Below are 18,894 nucleotides of genomic sequence, written 5' to 3'. Positions count from 1 at the left end.
GCATGGAAGAAGGCCGCACGGGTCCGTGTCATGGACCGACGGCCTTCCTGGATTTCATCAAGTCTACGACCTCGCGCGCCGCCTCCGCGACATCGCGGTTGACGACGAGGTGGTCGAACTCGTCCTGGGCGGCCAGCTCGACCTTCGCGGTGTCCAGCCGGCGCTGCTGCTCCTCGGGCCCCTCGGTGCCGCGGCCGACCAGGCGGCGCACGAGCTCCTCCCAGGTGGGCGGCAGCAGGAACACCAGCCGCGCCTCGGGCATCGCGGCCCGCACCTGGCGCGCGCCCTGGATGTCGATCTCCAGCAGCACGCTGCGCCCCTCGGCCAGCGCGGCGTCGATGGGCGCGCGCGGCGTGCCGTAGCGGTGGGCGTTGTGCACCGTCGCCCACTCGAGGAGCTCCCCGTGCTCGACCATGCGGTCGAACCCGGCGTCGGAGACGAAGTAGTAGTTGACGCCCTCGACCTCGCCGGGGCGCGGCGCGCGCGTGGTGGCGGAGACGGAGAGCAGCACGTCGGGCTCGTTCTCGCGGATGAAGGTGGACACGGTGCCCTTGCCGACCGCGGTCGGGCCCGCGAGCACGACGAGCCGGCTCGGCTCGATGATCTGCTTCGCCGCCTGCCACTCCTCGAGGAAGCGCGTGAGCCGCACGCGTTGGTGCACGCCGAGGCCGCCGAGGCGCTTGGCGGTGGAGATGCCGAGCTCGCCGAGGATCCGCTCGAGCTTGGTGGGGCCGATGTTCGGGATGCTCGTGAGGAACTCGGTGACGCGGAGGGTGCTCTCGGCGCGGCGCGCGGGATCCGCGGACGCGTCGAGCACGCCGAGCGGCGTGCGCTCCCCCGTGACGATGTCGTGCTTCACCTGGGCGCGCGCGCGGCGGGCGGCGACGGCGGCCTGCGACGCGGCGACCCGGTCGACCTCGGGTGGTTCGGGCCTCATGGCAGCACCTCTTCGAGTCGTCCGGCGTGGTCGGTGACGGCCTCCGCGACACGCCGTGGCCCTGCCGCGAGGATACTCCGCGAGGCGGCCGCGATCACAACGCCGGAGGCCGGTCCGAACAGCGACCGGACATCGCCGAGCAGCGCTCCCTGGTGGCCGAAGCCGGGCGCGAGGATCGGGGTGCGGGTCAGCATCGCCAGGTCGAGCCCGGCGTCGGCCGGGTCGACCGTCGCGCCGACGACGAGTCCGAAGGACCCGGGATCCGCCGACGGGTCGTCGACCGGCCCGTTCGCGGCGACCGCGGCGTCCTGGATCCCGCGGGCGACCGTGCGGGCGGCGGACGCGGATCCGGCGCCCGGGAGCACGGCGCGCTGGAGGTCGCGCGCCTCGGGGTTCGAGGTCGCGGCGAGGACGAAGACGCCCGCGCCCCAGCCGTCGGCGGCGGCGCGCACGCCGTCGAGGGATCCGACGCCCGTGTAGGCGGTGAGCGTGACGGCGTCGGCCCGCAGCGGGCTGTCGGGCGCGAGCCACGCGGCGCCGTACGCGTCGACCGTGGAGCCGATGTCGCCGCGCTTGGCGTCGGCGATCACGAGGAGGCCGGCGTCGCGCGCGGCGGCGAGCACGCGCTCGAGGGCGGCGTACCCGGCGGATCCGTGGCGCTCGAAGAACGCGACCTGCGGCTTGACGATCCCGGCGCGCCCCGCGGTCGCCTCGACCACGCGCAGCCCGAACTCCTCGAGGCCGCGCGCGTCGTCGGCGAGCCCCCACGCGTCGAGCAGCGACCGGTGCGGGTCGATGCCGACGCACAGGTGCCCGCGCTCGCGGAACGCGCGGGCGAGGCGCGCGCCGAACGGCGGGGCGACCGTGGCCGCCCCGCCGTCGGCCGTCGTCACCTGCGCGCCTCGCGGGCGATCGCGTAGTCCTGCAGGCTCGTCACGTCGAAGCCGGCGCGGATGGCATCGAAGGACGCCACCGCTGCGGTGAGCTGCGCGATGGTCGTGAACAGCGGCTTGTCCGCCGCGACGGCCGCCGCGCGGATCTCGTAGCCGTCCGCGCGCGCGGTGCGGCCCGACGGCGTGTTGATCACGACGTCCACCTCGTCGCGGTTGATGAGGTCGACGATCGAGGGTGAGTCCCCCGCCGCCGGCGTCTCGCTGTACTTGCGCACGACGCGCGTCTGGATCCCGTTGCGGCTGAGGATCTCCGCCGTGCCCTCGGTCGCGAGCACCTCGAAGCCGAGCTGCTGGAGGCGCAGCACCGGCAGCACGATGGAGCGCTTGTCGCGGTCGGCGACCGACACGAACACCGTGCCGGAGAGCGGGAGGCCGCCGAACGCCGCCTCCTGGCTCTTCGCGAACGCACGCGGGAAGTCCCGGTCGATGCCCATGACCTCGCCCGTGGAGCGCATCTCCGGGCCGAGCACGGAGTCGACGATGAGGCCGTCCTTCGTGCGGAACCGCTTGAAGGGCAGCACGGCCTCCTTGACGGCGACGGGCGAGTCCATCGGCACGTCGGATCCGTCGCGCTCGGGCAGCAGGCCTTGGGCCTTCAGCTCCTGGATGGAGGTGCCGACCATGACGAGCGACGCGGCCTTCGCGAGCGGGATGCCGAGCGCCTTGGAGACGAACGGAACCGTGCGGCTCGCCCGCGGGTTCGCCTCGAGGACGTAGAGCACGCCCGCGCCGATCGCGAACTGCACGTTGAGGAGGCCGCGCACTCCGACGCCCTCGGCGATGGCGCGCGTGGCGTCGACGACCTGCTGGATCTGGCCGCGGCCGAGGGTCACGGGCGGCAGGGTGCAGCTCGAGTCGCCCGAGTGGATCCCGGCCTCCTCGATGTGCTCCATGACGCCGCCCACGTACAGCTCGGTGCCGTCGTAGATGGCGTCGATGTCGATCTCGATGGCGTCGTCGAGGAACCGGTCGATGAGGAGGGGCTTGCCCTCGCCGATGATCCCCTGGTCGGCCATGCGCAGGAAGTAGTCGTGCAGCGTGGCGGTGTCGAAGACGATCTCCATGCCGCGGCCGCCGAGCACGTAGCTCGGGCGGACGAGGACGGGGTAGCCGATCTCCTCCGCGACGACCACGGCCTCGTCGATGGCGACGGCCGTGCCGTTGCGCGGCGCGACGAGGCCCGCGGCGTCGAGGATGCCGGAGAACAGGCCCCGCTCCTCCGCGAGGTCGATGGCCGACGGGCTCGTGCCGAGGATCGGGACGCCCGCGGCCTCGAGGCCCTTGGCGAGCCCGAGCGCGGTCTGGCCGCCGAGCTGCACGACGACGCCGACGAGCTCGCCCGCCTGCTGCTCCGCGTGCACGATCTCGAGCACGTCCTCGAGCGTGAGCGGCTCGAAGTAGAGCCGGTCGCTCGTGTCGTAGTCGGTGGAGACCGTCTCCGGGTTGCAGTTGATCATGATCGTCTCGAAGCCCGCGTCGGACAGCGCGAAGGACGCGTGCACGCACGAGTAGTCGAACTCGATGCCCTGGCCGATGCGGTTCGGGCCCGAGCCCAGGATGATCACCTTGCGGCGGTCGGACGGCACGATCTCCGTCTCGGAGTCGTAGCTGGAGTAGTGGTACGGCGTGAGGGCGGGGAACTCGCCCGCGCACGTGTCGACCGTCTTGAACACCGGGCGGATGTCCGCCGCGTGGCGCGCGTCGCGCACCTCCTGCTCCGTGAGGCCGCGGATCTCGGCGATCTGCGCGTCCGAGAAGCCGTGGTCCTTGGCCTCGCGGAGGGTGAGGGCGTCGAGCGAGTCCGCGTCGCGCACGGCGTCCGCGACCTCGTTGATGAGCACGATCTGGTCGATGAACCAGGGGTCGATCTTGGTGGCGTCGAAGACCTGCTCCGCGGTCGCCCCCGCGCGCAGCGCCTGCTGCACCGTGACGATGCGGCCGTCGGTGGGCGTGCGGCTCACCTCGAGCAGCTCGTCGACCGAGCGCGTCTCGGCGGCCCAGTGGAACGAGGATCCGCGCTTCTCGAGCGATCGCAGGGCCTTCTGCAGCGCGGTGGAGTAGTTGCGGCCGATGGCCATCGCCTCGCCGACCGACTTCATGGTGGTGGTCAGCTCGGCGTCCGCGGCGGGGAACTTCTCGAACGCGAAGCGCGGCACCTTCACGACCACGTAGTCGAGCGTGGGCTCGAAGCTCGCGGGCGTGACCTTGGTGATGTCGTTGGGGATCTCGTCGAGGCGGTAGCCGATGGCGAGCTTCGCGGCGATCTTCGCGATGGGGAAGCCCGTGGCCTTCGACGCGAGCGCGCTCGAGCGGGAGACGCGCGGGTTCATCTCGATGACGATGAGGCGGCCGTCCGCCGGGTCCACCGCGAACTGGATGTTGCAGCCGCCCGTGTCGACGCCCACCCGGCGGATGATGTCGATGCCGATGTCGCGCATGTGCTGGTACTCGCGGTCGGTGAGCGTGAGCGCCGGCGCGACGGTGATCGAGTCGCCCGTGTGCACGCCGACCGGGTCGACGTTCTCGATGGAGCACACCACGACCGTGTTGTCGGCCGTGTCGCGCATGAGCTCGAGCTCGTACTCCTTCCAGCCGAGGATGGACTCCTCGAGGAGCACCTCGGTGGTGGGGCTCGACTGCAGGCCGTCGGCGACCATGCGCTCGAGCTCCTGGCGCGTGTGCGCGAAGCCCGAGCCCAAGCCGCCCATGGTGAACGAGGGGCGGATCACGAGCGGGTAGCCGAGGTCCTCGGCGAACTCCACGGCCTGCTCGAGCGTCTTGGCGACGTGCGAGCGGGCGACGTCGGCGCCGGACTCGATGACGAGGTCCTTGAAGAGCTGGCGGTCCTCGCCCTTCTGGATGGCCTCGACCTTCGCGCCGATGAGCTCCACGCCGTGCTTGGCGAGGATGCCGAGCTCGTCGAGCCGGATGGCGGCGTTGAGCGCCGTCTGGCCGCCGAGGGTCGGGAGCACCGCGTCGGGGCGCTCCTTGATGATGATCTTCTCGAGCACCTCGCTCGTGATCGGCTCGATGTAGGTCGCGTCGGCGAAGCCCGGGTCGGTCATGATCGTCGCGGGGTTCGAGTTCACGAGGATGACGCGCACGCCCTCCTCGCGGAGCACGCGGCAGGCCTGCGTGCCGGAGTAGTCGAACTCGGCGGCCTGGCCGATGACGATCGGCCCGGAGCCGATGACGAGGACGCTGTTGATGTCGTCGCGCTTGGGCATTACACGGTCTCCTGGGGGGTCGCGGCGGATGCGGGGGCGGTGCCCGACGCGTCGTGGATCAGCTGGACGAACCGGTCGAAGAGGTACGACGAGTCGTGCGGGCCGGCGGCCGCCTCCGGGTGGTACTGGACGCTGAAGGCAGGGATGTCGAGGCAGTTGAGCCCCTCGACCACCTGGTCGTTGAGGGACACGTGGCTCACCTCCGCGCGGCCGAAGCCGGCGGGGCTGTCCACGGGTCCGTCGAGCGGCGCGGAGACCGCGAAGCCGTGGTTCTGGCTCGTGATCTCGACGCGGCCGGTGCGGCGGTCGAGCACGGGCTGGTTGATCCCGCGGTGGCCGAACGGCAGCTTGTAGGTGTCGAAGCCGAGGGCGCGGCCGAGGAGCTGGTTGCCGAAGCAGATCCCGAAGAACGGGATGCCCTTCCGGAGCACGTCCTGCAGGAGCTCGACGTGGTACTGCGAGGCCTCGGGATCGCCGGGGCCGTTCGAGTAGAAGACGGCCGTGGGCGCGAGGGCGGCGAGCTCCTCGGTGGTGATCGACTGCGGGACGACGTGCACGTCGAGCCCGCGGGCCGCGAGGTGCTTCACCGTGGCGGTCTTGATCCCGAGGTCGAGGACCGCGACGGAACCGATGCGCTCCCCCACGGCCGGGATCGTGTAGGTCTCCTGCGTGGAGACCTCGGCTGACAGGTTGCGGCCGGCCATGTCGGGCGCCTGGCGCACCTGCGCGAGCTGCTCCTCGTCGTCGAGCGCGAGGGCGTCGCCGGAGAAGACGCCGGCGCGCATGGCGCCCTCGTCGCGGATCCGGCGCGTCACGGCGCGCGTGTCGATGCCGGAGATGCCCACGACGCCCTGGGCGACCAGGTCGTCCTCGAGCGTGCGCTGCCCGCGGAAGTTGGAGACCACGCGGGAGGGGTCGCGGACGACGTAGCCGGCCACCCAGATGCGGCGGGACTCCATGTCGTCGTCGTTCATGCCGGTGTTGCCGATGTGCGGCGCCGTCTGGAGCACGATCTGGCCCGCGTAGGACGGGTCGGTGATCGTCTCCTGGTAGCCGGTCATGCCGGTCGCGAAGACGGCCTCGCCGAGGGTCACGCCGCGGGCGCCGTACGCGCGTCCGACGTACCTCCGTCCGTCCTCGAGCACCAGGACGGCTCGTTCGTGTCGGGCCATGTCGGTCACTTCCCTTCGTTGTCGTCGTCGTCGTGCGCGATGCGCGGGATCCGCTGGAGGGCGTCGACGAGCGCGGTCTTCTCGCGCGGGTCGATCACCCGGAGGTACGTGTCGACCGGGGTGCCTGCGGCCTCGTCGAGGAACCAGGTCACGGCCACGAGGCCGCCCTCCTCCACGACGCGGTCGATCGCGTAGGTCGCGAGGCCGGACCCCGTGATGCGGTCGGCGGGCACGAGGACCTCGCGCTCGCCGTCGATCGCGAGCACGAGGCCCGCGTCGTGCACCCGGGCCGCGGCGCGGCCCCGGAACCCGAGGGGCGCCACCGTCAGCCGGTCGAGCGGCTGGCCGGCCGTGGTCGTCGCGACGTAGAGCACGTCGACCTCGAGTCGCGGCGCACCGAGCCCCGCGGGCGGACGCGGCGGCTCGGGCAGCGCGCTCTGACGACGACGGCGCGCGCGCCAGCCGAGCACCATGAGCGCCAGCAGCAGGACGAGGAGCGCGATCACGGTGATCGCGGGCACGAGGCGGCCGCTCACGCGACGCTCCCGGGGGCGGCCGTGGCGGCGTCGCGCGCGTCGGCGTCGGCGCGGTCGCGGAGGACGGCGGCGCGGGCGACGGTCTCGCGGTCGACGAGCGCGCCGTCGAGCACGGTCGGGTAGCCGCGGTGGAAGGTCGCGACGACGCGGCCGGGCAGCGTCATCTCCAGGTAGGGCGAGTTGCCGCTCAGCCCGCCGAGGTCGTCGCGGCCGAAGACGCGCGACGCGGACGGGTCGTACAGCGTGATGTCGGCCGGGGATCCGCCGGCCAGCGCGTGCCCGTGCTCGGCGAGCCGGCCGATGCGCGCGGGCGCGTGCGACATGACCCGCGCGACGCCCTGCCAGTCGAGGAGGCCCGTGTCGACCATGGCGAGCTGCACGACGGAGAGCGCGGACTCGAGGCCGACCATGCCGAACGCGGCCGCGTCCCACTCGCAGTCCTTGGCCTCGGTCGGGTGCGGCGCGTGGTCGGTGGCGACGACGTCGATCGTGCCGTCGGCGAGCGCGGCGCGGAGGGCCTCGACGTCCGCGCGGCGGCGCAGCGGCGGGTTCACCTTGTAGCGCGCGTCGTAGCCGGCGACCAGGTCCTCGGTGAGGAGGAGGTGGTGCGGCGTGACCTCGGCGGTCACGTCGACGCCGCGGGCCTTGGCCCAGCGGATCACGTCGACGGAACCGGCGGTGGAGACGTGGCAGACGTGCAGGCGGGATCCGACGTGCTCGGCGAGCAGCACGTCGCGCGCGATGATCGACTCCTCGGCGACCGCGGGCCAGCCCGTGATGCCGAGCTCGCCGGACAGCTCCCCCTCGTTCATGGTGGCGCCCTCGGTGAGGCGCGGGTCCTGCGCGTGCTGCGCGATGACGCCGTCGAAGGCCTTCACGTACTCGAGCGCGCGGCGCATGAGCAGCGGGTCCGAGACGCACTTGCCGTCGTCGGAGAAGACGCGGACGGCGGCGCGGCTGGAGGCCATGGCGCCGATCTCGGCCATCGACTCGCCCGCGAGGCCCACGGAGACGGCGCCGATGGGGCGCACGGTGGCGTAGCCGGCCGCGTCGCCGAGGGCCTTGACCTGCTCGACCACGCCCGCGGTGTCCTGCACGGGCATCGTGTTGGCCATGGCGAACACCGCGGTGAAGCCGCCGAGGGCCGCTGCGCGGGATCCCGTGAGCACGGTCTCGCTCTGCTCGTAGCCGGGCTCGCGGAGGTGCACGTGCAGGTCGACGAGGCCGGGCAGCGCGATGAGCCCCGCGGCCTCGATGACGCGCGCACCCTCCGGCACGACGAGGTCGGGGCCGATCTCGCGGATGAGCCCGTCGGCGACGAGGATGTCGGCGCGCTCGCCCGATGGCAGGGTCGCGCCGCGGATGAGGTGGGTGTCGTGCACGCTCTTCGCGTTCTGGGTCATCGGTCGGCCTTCCCGTCGCCGGACAGCAGGAGGTAGAGGACGGCCATGCGCACCGAGACGCCGTTGGCGACCTGCTCGCGCACCGTGGACCTCTCCGAGTCGGCGGCGGCGGCGGATATCTCGAGACCGCGGTTCATCGGCCCCGGGTGCATGACGATCGTATCGGGCCCGAGGAGCGCGAGGCGCGCGTCGTCGAGGCCCCAGATGCGCGCGTACTCGCGCGGGTTCGGGAAGAAGGCGGCGCGCATGCGCTCGGCCTGGATCCGGAGCATCATCACGGCGTCGGGCTTCCCCTCGCGGAGGGTCGCGTCGAGGTCGTAGCGGACGGTGACGGGCCAGGATCCGACGCCCACCGGCACGAGCGTGGGCGGCGCGACGAGCGTGACCTCGGCGCCGAGCGTCGTGAGGAGCCACGCGTTCGAGCGGGCGACCCGGGAGTGCAGGACGTCGCCGACGATGACGACGCGCGTGCCGTCGAGGCCCGTCCCGCGCGCGGCGGATCCGTGCAGCCGGCGACGGATGGTGAACGCGTCGAGCAGCGCCTGCGTGGGGTGCTCGTGCGTGCCGTCGCCCGCGTTGACGATGCCGGCGTCGATCCAGCCGCTGCCGGCGAGCGTGTGCGGCGCGCCCGAGGCGGGGTGCCGGACGACCACGCCGTCGGCGCCCATGGCCTGGAGCGTCTGCGCGGTGTCCTTGAGGCTCTCGCCCTTGGAGACGCTCGACCCCTTCGCGCTGAAGTTGATGACGTCGGCCGACAGGCGCTTGGCGGCGGCCTCGAACGAGATGCGGGTGCGGGTGGAGTCCTCGAAGAAGAGGTTGACGACCGTGCGGCCGCGGAGCGCGGGGGTCTTCTTGATCTCGCGCGTGCCGACGTCGGCCATGTCCTCGGCGACGTCGAGGATGTGGATCGCCTCGTCGCGGGACAGGTCGCGGGTGGAGAGCAGGTGCCTCATCGGGTCGCCCCGTCCGCCGCGGTCGCGGGGTCGCCGTCCGGGCCGGCGATGCTCACCGAGTCCTCGCCGTCGGTCTCCTCGAGGCGCACGAAGATCCGCTCGGCGAGGCTCGACGGCAGGTTCTTGCCCACGAAGTCGGCGCGGATGGGCAGCTCCCGGTGGCCGCGGTCGACCAGCGCGGCGAGCCGCACGGCCGTCGGGCGTCCGAGGTCGCCGATCGCGTCGAGGGCGGCGCGCACGGTGCGGCCGGAGAAGAGCACGTCGTCGACGAGCACGACGGTGCGCCCGTCGACGCCACCCGGGGGCAGGCGCGTGGGGGCGGGCGCCCGGGTGGGGTTCCGCTGGAGGTCGTCGCGGTACATGGTGACGTCGAGCGAGCCCACCAGGTCGGCGGGCGCCTCGGGTTCGAGGCGGGCGATGATCCGGCCGATGCGCTCGGCGAGCACGGTGCCGCGGGTGGGGATCCCGAGGAGCAGCAGGCCGTGCGGGCCGCGGTTCGACTCGAGGATCTCGTGGGCGATGCGCGTGAGCGCACGGGTGATGTCAGAGGGCTGCAGCACGATGCGCTGAGGCAATCCGACCTCCTTCCCCGCCTCTCGGGACGGATGTTAAAGGTGGTCTGTTCCGCCGGTCACTCTAGCGGGTGTCCCCCGTGCGCGGGGTGCGTCGCGCAGCCCGCGCGTGTCCTCAGCGCTCGGACGCGTCGAGCACCGCGCGGATCCGTCCGAGCACGGCGGCGTCCTGCAGGCTCGTGGCGTCGCCGAGGGTGCGGCCCTCCACGAGGTCGGCGAGGAGGCGGCGCATGATCTTGCCCGAGCGGGTCTTCGGCACGTCCGGCACCGCGACGATCCGGCGGGGCTTCGCGACCGGCCCGATCGCGCGCGCGACGTGCGCCGTGAGGAGCGGCCCCAGCTCCGCGGCGAGCGCCGCCCAGCCCTCCGCGTCGTCGTCCGCGGGCCGGTCGTCGCCGCGCGGCACGACGAACGCGACCACGCGCTGGCCCGTGAGGTCGTCGGCGACGCCCGTGACGCCGGCCTCCCCCACGCGCGGGTGCGCGACGAGCGCCGACTCGATCTCGATGGTCGAGAGCCGGTGGCCGGACACGTTGACGACCTCGTCGATCCGGCCCTGCAGGGCCACGTCGCCGTCGGCGTCGCGCCGGGCGCCGTCGCCCGCGAGGAACCAGCCGCGCTCGGCGAACCGCTCCCAGTAGGCGCTGCGGTACCGGGCCGGGTCGCCCCACACGGTGCGGGCCATGCCGGGCCAGGGGCGCTGGATCACCAGCAGCCCGGACTCCCCGGGCGCGGCGGGCTCGCCGTCGTCGTCGACCACGTCCACGCGGAACCCGGGCAGGGCGCGGCCGGCGGCGCCGGGCTTCAGCGTCGAGACGCCCGGCAGCGGCGCGATGACGGCGGCCCCGGTCTCCGACTGCCACCACGTGTCGACCACGGGCGCGCGACCGCCGCCGATCTCCCGGTGGAACCAGCGCCACGCGGCCGGGTTGATGGCCTCCCCCACGGATCCCAGCAGCCGGATGCTCGACAGGTCGTGCCCCGCGACGCCGTCGGGGAACCAGCCCATGAGCGAGCGGATCAGCGTGGGCGCCGTGTAGTACGTCGTCACCCCGTACCGCTCGATGATCTCGAGGTGCCGCCCGCGGTGGGGCGTGTCGGGCGTGCCCTCGTAGACCACCTGCGTGAGGCCGTTGGAGAGCGGGCCGTAGATCTCGTAGGTGTGCGCGGTGACCCAGGCGAGGTCGGCCGTGCACCAGTGCACGTCGTCGGGCTTCGCGTCGAAGTGCGCCCAGTGCGCCCACGACGCGTGCGCGAGGTAGCCGCCCGAGGTGTGCACGAGGCCCTTGGGGCGACCGGTCGTGCCCGACGTGTAGATGATGAAGAGGGGGTGCTCGGCGTCGAAGGCGGCCGGCTCGTGCACGGGGGACGCGGATCCCACGGCGTCGTGCCACCAGACGTCGCGTCCCGGGGTCCACGGCACGTCCTGCCCGGTGCGGCGGACGACGAGCACGTGCTCGATCGACGCGACGCCCGCCACGGCCTCGTCGGCCTGCGGCTTGGTCGCGACGGCCTGCCCGCGCCGGTTCTGGCCGTCGCTCGTGATGAGGAGCTTCGCGCCCGTGTCCTCGACGCGGAAGCGCAGGGCCTCCGCGGAGAAGCCGCCGAAGACGAGCGAGTGCACGGCGCCGATGCGCGCCACCGCGAGCGTCGCGACGATCGTCTCCACGAGCACGGGCAGGTAGATCACGACGCGGTCGCCCGGCCCGACGCCGAGGGCGATGAGGGCGTTGGCGGCGCGGGACACCTCCTCCTGGAGGTCGCGGTAGGTGATCGTGCGGCGGTCCCCCGGCTCACCCTCGAAGTGCAGCGCGACCTTCTCGCCCCGCCCCGCGGCGACGTGCCGGTCCACGCAGTTGGCCGCGACGTTGAGCCGGCCGCCCGCGAACCACGTGGCGGCGGGGACCTGCGGGGTGCCGTCCGCGGCGACCGGCGGGATCCACGTGTGCGCGGTCTCCCACGGCGTCTCCCAGTCGAGGCGGCGGGCGGCCTCCTCCCAGAAGGCGACCGGATCCGCCTCGGCGCGCGCGTACGCCTCGGCGGTGACGTTCGCCTGCGCCTGGAGGTACGCCGGCGGCGGGAAGAGCGCCTGCTCGACGGTCGTGTCGGCGTCGCCCTCGGGGACGGCGGTGGCGGCCTGCTCGGTGCGCGCGGAGGTCATGCGCCGACGCTACGTGCGGCGCCGCCTCGATCCGGAACCGGGATGTCACGCGACGACACGGAACGCCGGCGTCAGCCCCAGCGCCGCACGAGCACCCGCTCCGCGAGGCCCACGACGGCGTCGGTCACGGCGCCGAGCACGGCGAGCAGCACGATCGCGAGCAGCACCCGGTCGACGCGCCCGTTCGCCGACGACTCCGTGAGCAGGTAGCCGAGCCCCATCGACGCGGCCAGCAGCTCCGCCGCCACGAGGAACAGCCACGACTGCGCGAGCGCCAGCCGCAGTCCCGAGACGACGGCGGGCAGCACGGCCGGCAGCTGCACGGTGACGAGCAGCGGGATCCGCGTGAGCCCGAACGCGCGCCCGACCTCCACGAGGTGCGGGTCCACGTGCCGGAGCGCGCCGGCGACGGTCGTGTACACGGGGAACATGGCGCCGATGGCGACGAGCGTGACCTTGGAGTCCTCGTTGATCCCCATCCAGAGCAGCAGCAGCGGCACCCAGGCGAGCGAGGGCACCGTGCGGAACGCGCCCGCGGTCGGCGCGAGCAGGAGCCGGCCGATGCGCGACAGGCCGACCACGGCGCCGAGCACGAGGCCGACCGTGGCGCCGAGGGCGAAGCCGAGCAGCACGCGCTGCAGCGAGATGGCGACGTACTGCCCGAGGATCCCCTGCTGGGCGAGCTGCACCCCGGCGCGCACCACGTCGAGCGGCGCGGGGAGGAGGTGGGCGGGCACGGCGCCCGTCGCGGTGACCACGGCCCAGAGGCCGACGACGAGGGCGGGGACGACGAGGCCGACGGCGACCCGGAGGAGCGCGCCGCCCGTCGCGCGGGCGGGGGTGCGCCGCGCGAGGGCGCCCTTGGGGTCCGGGGCGGCGGCGCCCGTGCGGCCCTCGCCGCGGACGTCCGCCCGCGCGGGCCGGAGCGCGGTCATCGGGCCGACCCGGACGCGGGATCCGCGGCCTCGGCGAACCGCGGCTCGAACAGCTCGTCGAGCGCGGCGTCGATCTTCCCCTGGTCCGGCACGTCGCCCGACTCGACGAGGATCGGGCCGACGCGCTCCAGCACGGTGCGCTGCGCGTCGCCGGGCACGGGGTCGACGCCGAGGTTCGTGCGGTCGATGACGGTGGATGCGACGGCCGGGTCGATCGCGGCGGCCTGCGCGAGGATCGCCGCGGTCTCGTCGGGGTGGTCGACGGCCCACGCGCGGGCCTCCTCGTACGAGTCGACGACGGCCTGCGCGAGGTCCGGCGACGCGTCGAGGAACGACTGCGTGGCGTTCAGGAACCCGTAGGTCGCGAAGTCCACGTTGCGGTACAGCAGCGTGGATCCCGCCTCGGCCTCGCTCGCGGCCATGAGCGGGTCGAGCCCGGCCCACGCGTCGACGGAGCCGTTCTCCAGGGCGGCGCGGCCGTCGGCGTGCTGGAGGTTCTGGATGGTGACGTCGGAGGCGGGGATGCCCGCCTCCTCCAGCGTCTGCAGCAGGAAGAAGTACGGGTCGGTGCCCTTCGTGGCGGCGATGTCGGCGCCGCGGAGCTGGTCGACGCGCGTGATGGGCGATCCCTTCGGCACGACGATCGCGGTCCACTCGGGCTGCGAGTACACGTCGATGGTGCGGATCGGCGAGCCGTTGGCGCGGGCGAGGAGCGCGGCGGATCCGGCGGTGGATCCCACGTCGACGGCCCCCGCGCGCAGCAGCTCGTTGGCCTTGTTGGATCCGGCGCTCTGCACCCAGTCGACCGTGACGTCCGAGCCGAGCCGCTTCTCCACGAGGCCCTGGTCCTTCACGATGAGGCTGAGCGGGTTGTAAGTGGCCCAGTCCAGGGTGACGGTGTCGGCGCTCCAGCCGGCGGGATCCGCGGACGCGCCGGCGGCGGGGGCGACGGCCGAACCCTCCCCCGCGGCGCATCCGGCGAGGAGCATGGCGGCGGCGCCCGCGAGCGCGAGGGCGGGGATGGATCTGCGGGGCAGGAGACGGGTCACGGTGGGTCCTCGGTGCGGTGTCGGTGATGCGGGCGGTGTGGGGGTCGGGGGTCCGGCTCAGCCGGCGGCGCGGTGGCCCGGCACGCCGAGCCCCGCGAGCAGCTCGGCGCGGAGGGCGGCGAGGGTGGCGTCGCCGCGGTCGCGTGGCCGGGCGCCGGGCACCTCGAGCACGCGTCGGACGGTCGCGCCGGGTGCGGCGCCCTCCGCGGGATCCGGGCCGAGCAGCACCACGCGGTCGGCGAGGTGCAGGGCCTCGTCCACGTCGTGCGTGACGAGGAGGACGGTGGTCGGGATGGCGGCGTGCACGTCGAGGAGGAGGTCCTGCATCCGGAGGCGCGTGAGGGCGTCGAGCGCGCCGAACGGCTCGTCGAGCACGAGGATGCGGGGCCGCCGGGCGAGCGCGCGGGCGAGCGAGGCGCGCTGGGCCATGCCGCCGGAGACCTGGCGGGGACGGAGGTCGGCCGCCTCGGCCAGGCCCGTCAGCTCGAGGAGGTCGCGCACGCGGGCGTCGCCCTCGGCGCGCGGCACGTCGCGCGGCAGGCCGAGACGCACGTTGGCGCGGATCGTGCGCCACGGCAGCAGGCGCGGCTCCTGGAACGCGACCGCAGAGCGCTGGTCGACCTCGCGCACGGCAGTGCCGTCGATGCGGATGGATCCGGCGTCGGGGCGGTCGAGCCCGCTCACCTGGCGCAGGAGGGTGGACTTCCCGCAGCCGGACGGCCCGAGGATCGCCACGACGTCGCCCGCGGCGAGGTCGAGGTCCACGTCCCGCAGCACCGTGCGCCGAGCCCGGGATCCATCGCCGGCGAACGACCGTCCGACCCCGCGGAGCTCGACCGCGCCGGCGGAGCCCGCGGCCGCATCCGGGGCGGGAGCAGGCGACGCGGCCGTCGTCCGGTCGGGTCGCGGGGCGGATGCGGTGACGGGCATGACCCGACGCTAGGACGGCCCGAGCACACTCGGACCGTCCCGCGTCACACGCGGTCGCGGGGCGTCACGCGACGTAACGGGCTGGCGGGACGCACGCCGCGCGATGCCTACGCCTGCGTCGCCGCGATCCGCGCCAGCATGCCGTTCATGAACGAGGCCGACTCGTCCGTCGAGAGCGACGACGCGAGGTCGACGCTCTCCGAGATCGCGACGCCGTCGGGCACGTCGGCGTTGAAGAGGATCTCCCAGATGCCGATGCGCAGGATCGCGCGGTCGACCGCGGGCATGCGGGCGAGGGTCCAGTTCACCGAGTACGTCTCGATGAGCTCGTCGATCTCGTCCTGGTGCTCCACGAACCCCTCGGCGATCTCGCGGGCGTATGCCCACGAAGCCTGCCGGTCGGGCTCCGCGGCCGCGCGCTGCTGCTCGACCGCGAGGGTCGCGGGGATGGACTCGCCGCGGATGTCCGCGACGTAGAGGACGTCGAGGGCGCGCTTGCGCGCCTTGGTGCGTGCGCTCACGGGGTCAGTCGGTGACGCGGCCGAGGTAGTCGCCCGTGCGGGTGTCCACCTTGACGCGCGTGCCCTGCTCGAGGAAGAGCGGGACCTGGATCTGGTGCCCGGTCTCGACCGTCGCGGGCTTGGTGCCGCCCGTGGAGCGGTCGCCCTGCAGGCCCGGCTCCGTGTACGTGATGGTGAGCACGACGGACGCGGGCAGCTCGACGTAGAGCCCCTCGCCGTTGTGCAGCGCCACGGTCACGTCCTGGTTCTCGAGCATGTAGTTCTTCGCGTCGCCGACCTGCGCCGCGGACAGCGTGATCTGGTCGTAGTCGCTCGTGTCCATGAACACGAAGTTCTCGCCGTCGGCGTAGAGGTACTGGAAGTCGCGGCGGTCGACCGTCTCGGTCTCGATCTTCGCGCCCGCGTTGAACGTGCGGTCGACGACCTTGCCGCTCATGACGTTCTTGACCTTGGTGCGCACGAACGCGCCGCCCTTGCCCGGCTTCACGTGCTGGAACTCGATGACGGTCCACAGCTGGCCGTCCATGTTGAGGACGACGCCGTTCTTGATGTCAGCGGTAGAGGCCATGCGGGGAGGGTCCTTGCCTGTTCGACGAGCGGGAGGTGCGGCGGCGGCGAGAGGTGCCGGCGCGAGGGGGTGCCGCGGGGGCGCGGTGGGCGCGTGCGGCTTTCCTGAGGGACCAGCCTATCGGGTGCCGGTCACGACGTGCGCGAGGGCGAGGAGGTACGACCCCTGCCCGAGCCCCGCGATGACGCCCGTCGCGACGGGCGAGATGACGCTGGTGTGCCGGAACTCCTCGCGCGCGTGCGGGTTGGAGATGTGCACCTCGAGGAGCGTGATGCCGGCCTTCGTGACGAGCGCCGCGGCGTCGCGGAGCGCGTACGAGTAGTGCGTGAACGCGGCGGGGTTCATGATCACGGGGGTCGCGGTGTCGACGGCCTCGTGCAGCCAACCGATGAGGGTCGCCTCGTCGTCCGTCTGGCGGAGGTCGATCTCGACGTCGTCGGGCGCGAACGCGACGAGCTCCCGGCGGAGGTCATCCAGCGACCCGGTGCCGTACACGTCGGGCTCGCGGCTGCCGAGCCGTCCGAGGTTGGGGCCGTTGAGGACGAGCACGCGTGACATGCGCCCAGCCTAGGGGCGGGTCAGCCGACGCTCTGGCCGCCGTCCGAGCGGATGCGCTGGCCGTTGATCCAGCCGCCCTCGGCCGAGGCGAGGAAGCAGACGAGCGCGGCGGCGTCCCGGGGCTCGGCGAGACGGCCGCGCGGCGTCGTCTCCTGCAGGTGGGCCCGGATCTCGGGCGTGAACCAGCCCGTGTCGATGGGTCCCGGGTCGACGAGGTTCGCCGTGATGCGCACGTCCTCGAGCTCGCGCGCCGCCGCGATGACGATGCGGTCGAGCGCGGCCTTGCTGGCGCCGTATGGCACGTTGCCGACGACGTGGTTGCTCGTGAGGGCGATGATGCGGCCGGCACCCGGGAGCGCCCGGTAGCGGCGCGCGAAGCCCTGGATCAGCTGCAGCGACGCCCGCACGTTCACGGCGAGGTGCCGCTCGAGGCTCTCGACGCTCGTCTCCAGCAGCGAGCTGTCGACCGCCTCCGCGTGCGACAGCACGAGCGCCGTGACGGGACCGAGCGCCTGCTCGGCGGCCTCGAGGATCCGCTCGGCCGCGTCGGTGTCCATGAGGTCGGCCTCGATCGCGTGCGCGCGTCCGCCGGCGCGCGCGACGGCCGCGGCGACCCGTTCGGGGTCGTCGGGCTGCGGGCCCCAGGCCATGCGCGCGTCGTAGGCGGACCAGTATGAGAAGGCGACGTCCCAGCCGCCGAGCGCCAGGTCCTCGGCGATGGCCGCTCCGAGCCCCGCGACCCGGCCGACGCCCGTGACGAGGGCGACGGGCCGCGGCGCATCCGGATGCGCGGGATCCGTCACGACCCGATCTCCTGGTACGCCGCGAACAGCAGCGCCTCCTCGGGCCCGTTGAGCACGCTGGCGCGGCCGACGCCGTCGAGCACGATGAAGCGCATCATGTCGCCGCGCGCCTTCTTGTCGCGCTTCATGCTCGCGACGAGCGTGGGCCAGCGGCCGACGGGGTAGCTGGTGGGCAGGTCGAGCGAGTCGAGGATCCGCCGGTGCCGGTCGACCGCCTCGTCCGAGAGCGACCGCGTGAGGCGGGAGAGCTCCGCCGCGAAGACCATGCCGACGGCGACGGCCGACCCGTGCCGCCAGCGGTAGCGCTCGGCGTGCTCGATCGCGTGGCCGAGCGTGTGGCCGTAGTTGAGGATCTCGCGGCGGCCCTTCTCGGTGAAGTCCTCCCCCACGACCTCGGCCTTCATCGCGATCGCCAGCTCGACGACGCGGCGGAACTCCGGTGACGTGGGATCCGTGACGCGCGCCACGTCCCGCTCGATGATGTCCAGGATCTCGGGCACGGCGATGAACCCGGCCTTCACGATCTCCGCGAAGCCCGTGACGAGCTCGTTCCGCGGCAGGGTCGCGAGCAGGTCGAGGTCGACGACCACGGCGGTCGGCGCGTAGAAGGCGCCCACCAGGTTCTTGCCCTCGGACGTGTTGATGCCGGTCTTGCCGCCCACGGCCGCATCCACCATGGCGAGCACCGTCGTCGGGATCTGGATGAGGATGACGCCGCGCAGCCACGTCGCCGCGACGAAGCCGCCGAGGTCGGTGGTGGCGCCGCCGCCGAGCGTGATCACGGCGTCCGAGCGCGTGAAGTCGGTGGTGCCCATGATCTTCCAGCAGAACGCGGCGACCTCGACGCGCTTGGCCCCCTCGGCGTCGGGCACCTCGGCGAGGTACACCTCGACGTCGCCCTGCAGGCGCTCGCGGAGCCGCGACGCCTCCTCGGCGAGGGCGGGCGCGTGCACGATGAGCACCTTGCGCACGCGCGGGCCGAGCAGCGCGCCCACGCCCGCGACGAGGCCGCGGCCGACGGTCACGTCGTAGCCGGGCGTGCCGGAGACGGGGATCACGGAGGGCGCGTCCGGTTCGGCGGCGGCGGTCGCGCGCGCGTCGGTCTCGGTGCGGGTCGGTTCGGTCATGGCTGCCTCTCCCGGGCGAAGCGCTCGATCTCGCGGGCGATGCGCGGGAGCGGGCGGTCGGAGGTGTCGATGGTCAGGTCGGCGAGCGAGCGGTAGAGCTCCTCGCGGTCGGCGACGAGGCGCCGCCAGCTGTCGAGGCCGTCGACGAGCGGGCGGTCGTCCCCCCGGATCCGCGCGCGCACGGCGGGCTCGCTCACGGTGAGCAGCACGACCGTGCACGGTGCCAGGTCGGCGCGCGTCGCGGGGTCGAGGACGGCTCCCCCGCCGAGCGAGACGACGCCGTCGTCCGCCAGGGCCGCGGCCACCGCGGCCCGCTCGAGCTCGCGGAAGCGCGGCTCGCCGTGCTCGCGGAAGATGTCGGCGATGGATCCGTGGGCCTCGACGATGGCCCGGTCCGTGTCGGTGAACGGCAGCCCCAGGCCCTTCGCCACGCGGCGGCCGACCGTGGTCTTGCCCGCGCCGGGCGGACCGATCAGGACGACCGGCATG

At 73.6% G+C, this 18,894-nt stretch carries 18 protein-coding genes; all 18 read right to left on the bottom strand.

The window, feature by feature from the left end:
- Positions 1-28: 28 nt before the first annotated feature.
- A complete protein-coding gene (gene gmk / locus ITJ44_RS00375) occupies positions 29-937 on the bottom strand; it encodes a guanylate kinase (RefSeq protein WP_194632834.1) in 909 nt (302 codons plus the stop codon).
- Positions 934-1,830, bottom strand: coding sequence for an orotidine-5'-phosphate decarboxylase (pyrF, locus tag ITJ44_RS00370; RefSeq protein ID WP_194632833.1), 897 nt, complete (start codon positions 1,828-1,830; stop codon positions 934-936). Before pyrF ends, gmk begins: the two co-directional genes overlap by 4 nt.
- A complete protein-coding gene (carB, locus tag ITJ44_RS00365) occupies positions 1,827-5,117 on the bottom strand; it encodes a carbamoyl-phosphate synthase large subunit (protein WP_194632832.1) in 3,291 nt (1,096 codons plus the stop codon). The genes pyrF and carB overlap by 4 nt, the downstream gene beginning before the upstream one ends.
- A complete protein-coding gene (gene carA, locus ITJ44_RS00360; protein WP_194633997.1) occupies positions 5,117-6,289 on the bottom strand; it encodes a glutamine-hydrolyzing carbamoyl-phosphate synthase small subunit in 1,173 nt (390 codons plus the stop codon). The genes carB and carA overlap by 1 nt, the downstream gene beginning before the upstream one ends.
- 5 nt (positions 6,290-6,294) lie before the next feature.
- On the bottom strand, positions 6,295-6,825 hold the full coding sequence (locus tag ITJ44_RS00355; RefSeq protein WP_194632831.1) for a hypothetical protein: 531 nt from the start codon (positions 6,823-6,825) through the stop codon (positions 6,295-6,297).
- Positions 6,822-8,228 (bottom strand): dihydroorotase, encoded by a 1,407-nt coding sequence (locus ITJ44_RS00350; RefSeq protein WP_194632830.1) that lies wholly within the window; start codon positions 8,226-8,228, stop codon positions 6,822-6,824. Before ITJ44_RS00350 ends, ITJ44_RS00355 begins: the two co-directional genes overlap by 4 nt.
- A complete protein-coding gene (locus ITJ44_RS00345; RefSeq protein ID WP_194632829.1) occupies positions 8,225-9,181 on the bottom strand; it encodes an aspartate carbamoyltransferase catalytic subunit in 957 nt (318 codons plus the stop codon). Before ITJ44_RS00345 ends, ITJ44_RS00350 begins: the two co-directional genes overlap by 4 nt.
- Positions 9,178-9,756 carry a bifunctional pyr operon transcriptional regulator/uracil phosphoribosyltransferase PyrR gene (gene pyrR, locus ITJ44_RS00340; RefSeq protein WP_194632828.1) on the bottom strand — a complete coding sequence of 193 codons (579 nt, stop codon included), beginning with the start codon at positions 9,754-9,756 and terminating at the stop codon, positions 9,178-9,180. Before pyrR ends, ITJ44_RS00345 begins: the two co-directional genes overlap by 4 nt.
- A gap of 112 nt (positions 9,757-9,868) precedes the next feature.
- Positions 9,869-11,914, bottom strand: coding sequence for an acetate--CoA ligase (gene acs, locus ITJ44_RS00335; RefSeq protein WP_194632827.1), 2,046 nt, complete (start codon positions 11,912-11,914; stop codon positions 9,869-9,871).
- A 71-nt stretch (positions 11,915-11,985) separates the two neighbouring features.
- Positions 11,986-12,849, bottom strand: a complete 864-nt coding sequence (locus ITJ44_RS00330; RefSeq protein ID WP_194632826.1) for an ABC transporter permease — start codon at positions 12,847-12,849, stop codon at positions 11,986-11,988.
- Positions 12,846-13,898: an aliphatic sulfonate ABC transporter substrate-binding protein gene (locus ITJ44_RS00325; protein ID WP_194632825.1), complete on the bottom strand. Its 1,053-nt coding sequence runs from the start codon at positions 13,896-13,898 to the stop codon at positions 12,846-12,848. Before ITJ44_RS00325 ends, ITJ44_RS00330 begins: the two co-directional genes overlap by 4 nt.
- A 57-nt stretch (positions 13,899-13,955) precedes the next feature.
- Positions 13,956-14,828 carry an ABC transporter ATP-binding protein gene (locus ITJ44_RS00320; protein WP_194632824.1) on the bottom strand — a complete coding sequence of 291 codons (873 nt, stop codon included), beginning with the start codon at positions 14,826-14,828 and terminating at the stop codon, positions 13,956-13,958.
- A gap of 107 nt (positions 14,829-14,935) precedes the next feature.
- Positions 14,936-15,349, bottom strand: coding sequence for a transcription antitermination factor NusB (gene nusB, locus ITJ44_RS00315; protein ID WP_194632823.1), 414 nt, complete (start codon positions 15,347-15,349; stop codon positions 14,936-14,938).
- Positions 15,350-15,353: 4 nt separating this feature from the next.
- Positions 15,354-15,917 (bottom strand): elongation factor P, encoded by a 564-nt coding sequence (gene efp / locus ITJ44_RS00310; protein ID WP_194632822.1) that lies wholly within the window; start codon positions 15,915-15,917, stop codon positions 15,354-15,356.
- 117 nt (positions 15,918-16,034) lie between these two features.
- Entirely contained in the window at positions 16,035-16,475 is a 441-nt protein-coding gene (locus tag ITJ44_RS00305) for a type II 3-dehydroquinate dehydratase (protein ID WP_194632821.1), read from the bottom strand.
- Positions 16,476-16,495: 20 nt separating this feature from the next.
- Entirely contained in the window at positions 16,496-17,278 is a 783-nt protein-coding gene (locus ITJ44_RS00300) for an SDR family oxidoreductase (protein WP_194632820.1), read from the bottom strand.
- Complete coding sequence (gene aroB / locus ITJ44_RS00295; RefSeq protein ID WP_194632819.1) at positions 17,275-18,405, bottom strand: 3-dehydroquinate synthase; 1,131 nt, start codon at positions 18,403-18,405, stop codon at positions 17,275-17,277. Before aroB ends, ITJ44_RS00300 begins: the two co-directional genes overlap by 4 nt.
- Positions 18,402-18,893: a shikimate kinase gene (locus tag ITJ44_RS00290; protein WP_194632818.1), complete on the bottom strand. Its 492-nt coding sequence runs from the start codon at positions 18,891-18,893 to the stop codon at positions 18,402-18,404. Before ITJ44_RS00290 ends, aroB begins: the two co-directional genes overlap by 4 nt.
- Position 18,894 lies beyond the last annotated feature (1 nt).

It is taken from the genome of Clavibacter sp. VKM Ac-2873, from assembly GCF_015351075.1.
Classification (GTDB): domain Bacteria; phylum Actinomycetota; class Actinomycetes; order Actinomycetales; family Microbacteriaceae; genus Clavibacter.
The sequence above is the reverse complement of the archived record's forward strand: the minus strand, read 5'-3'. Positions and strand labels throughout refer to the sequence as shown.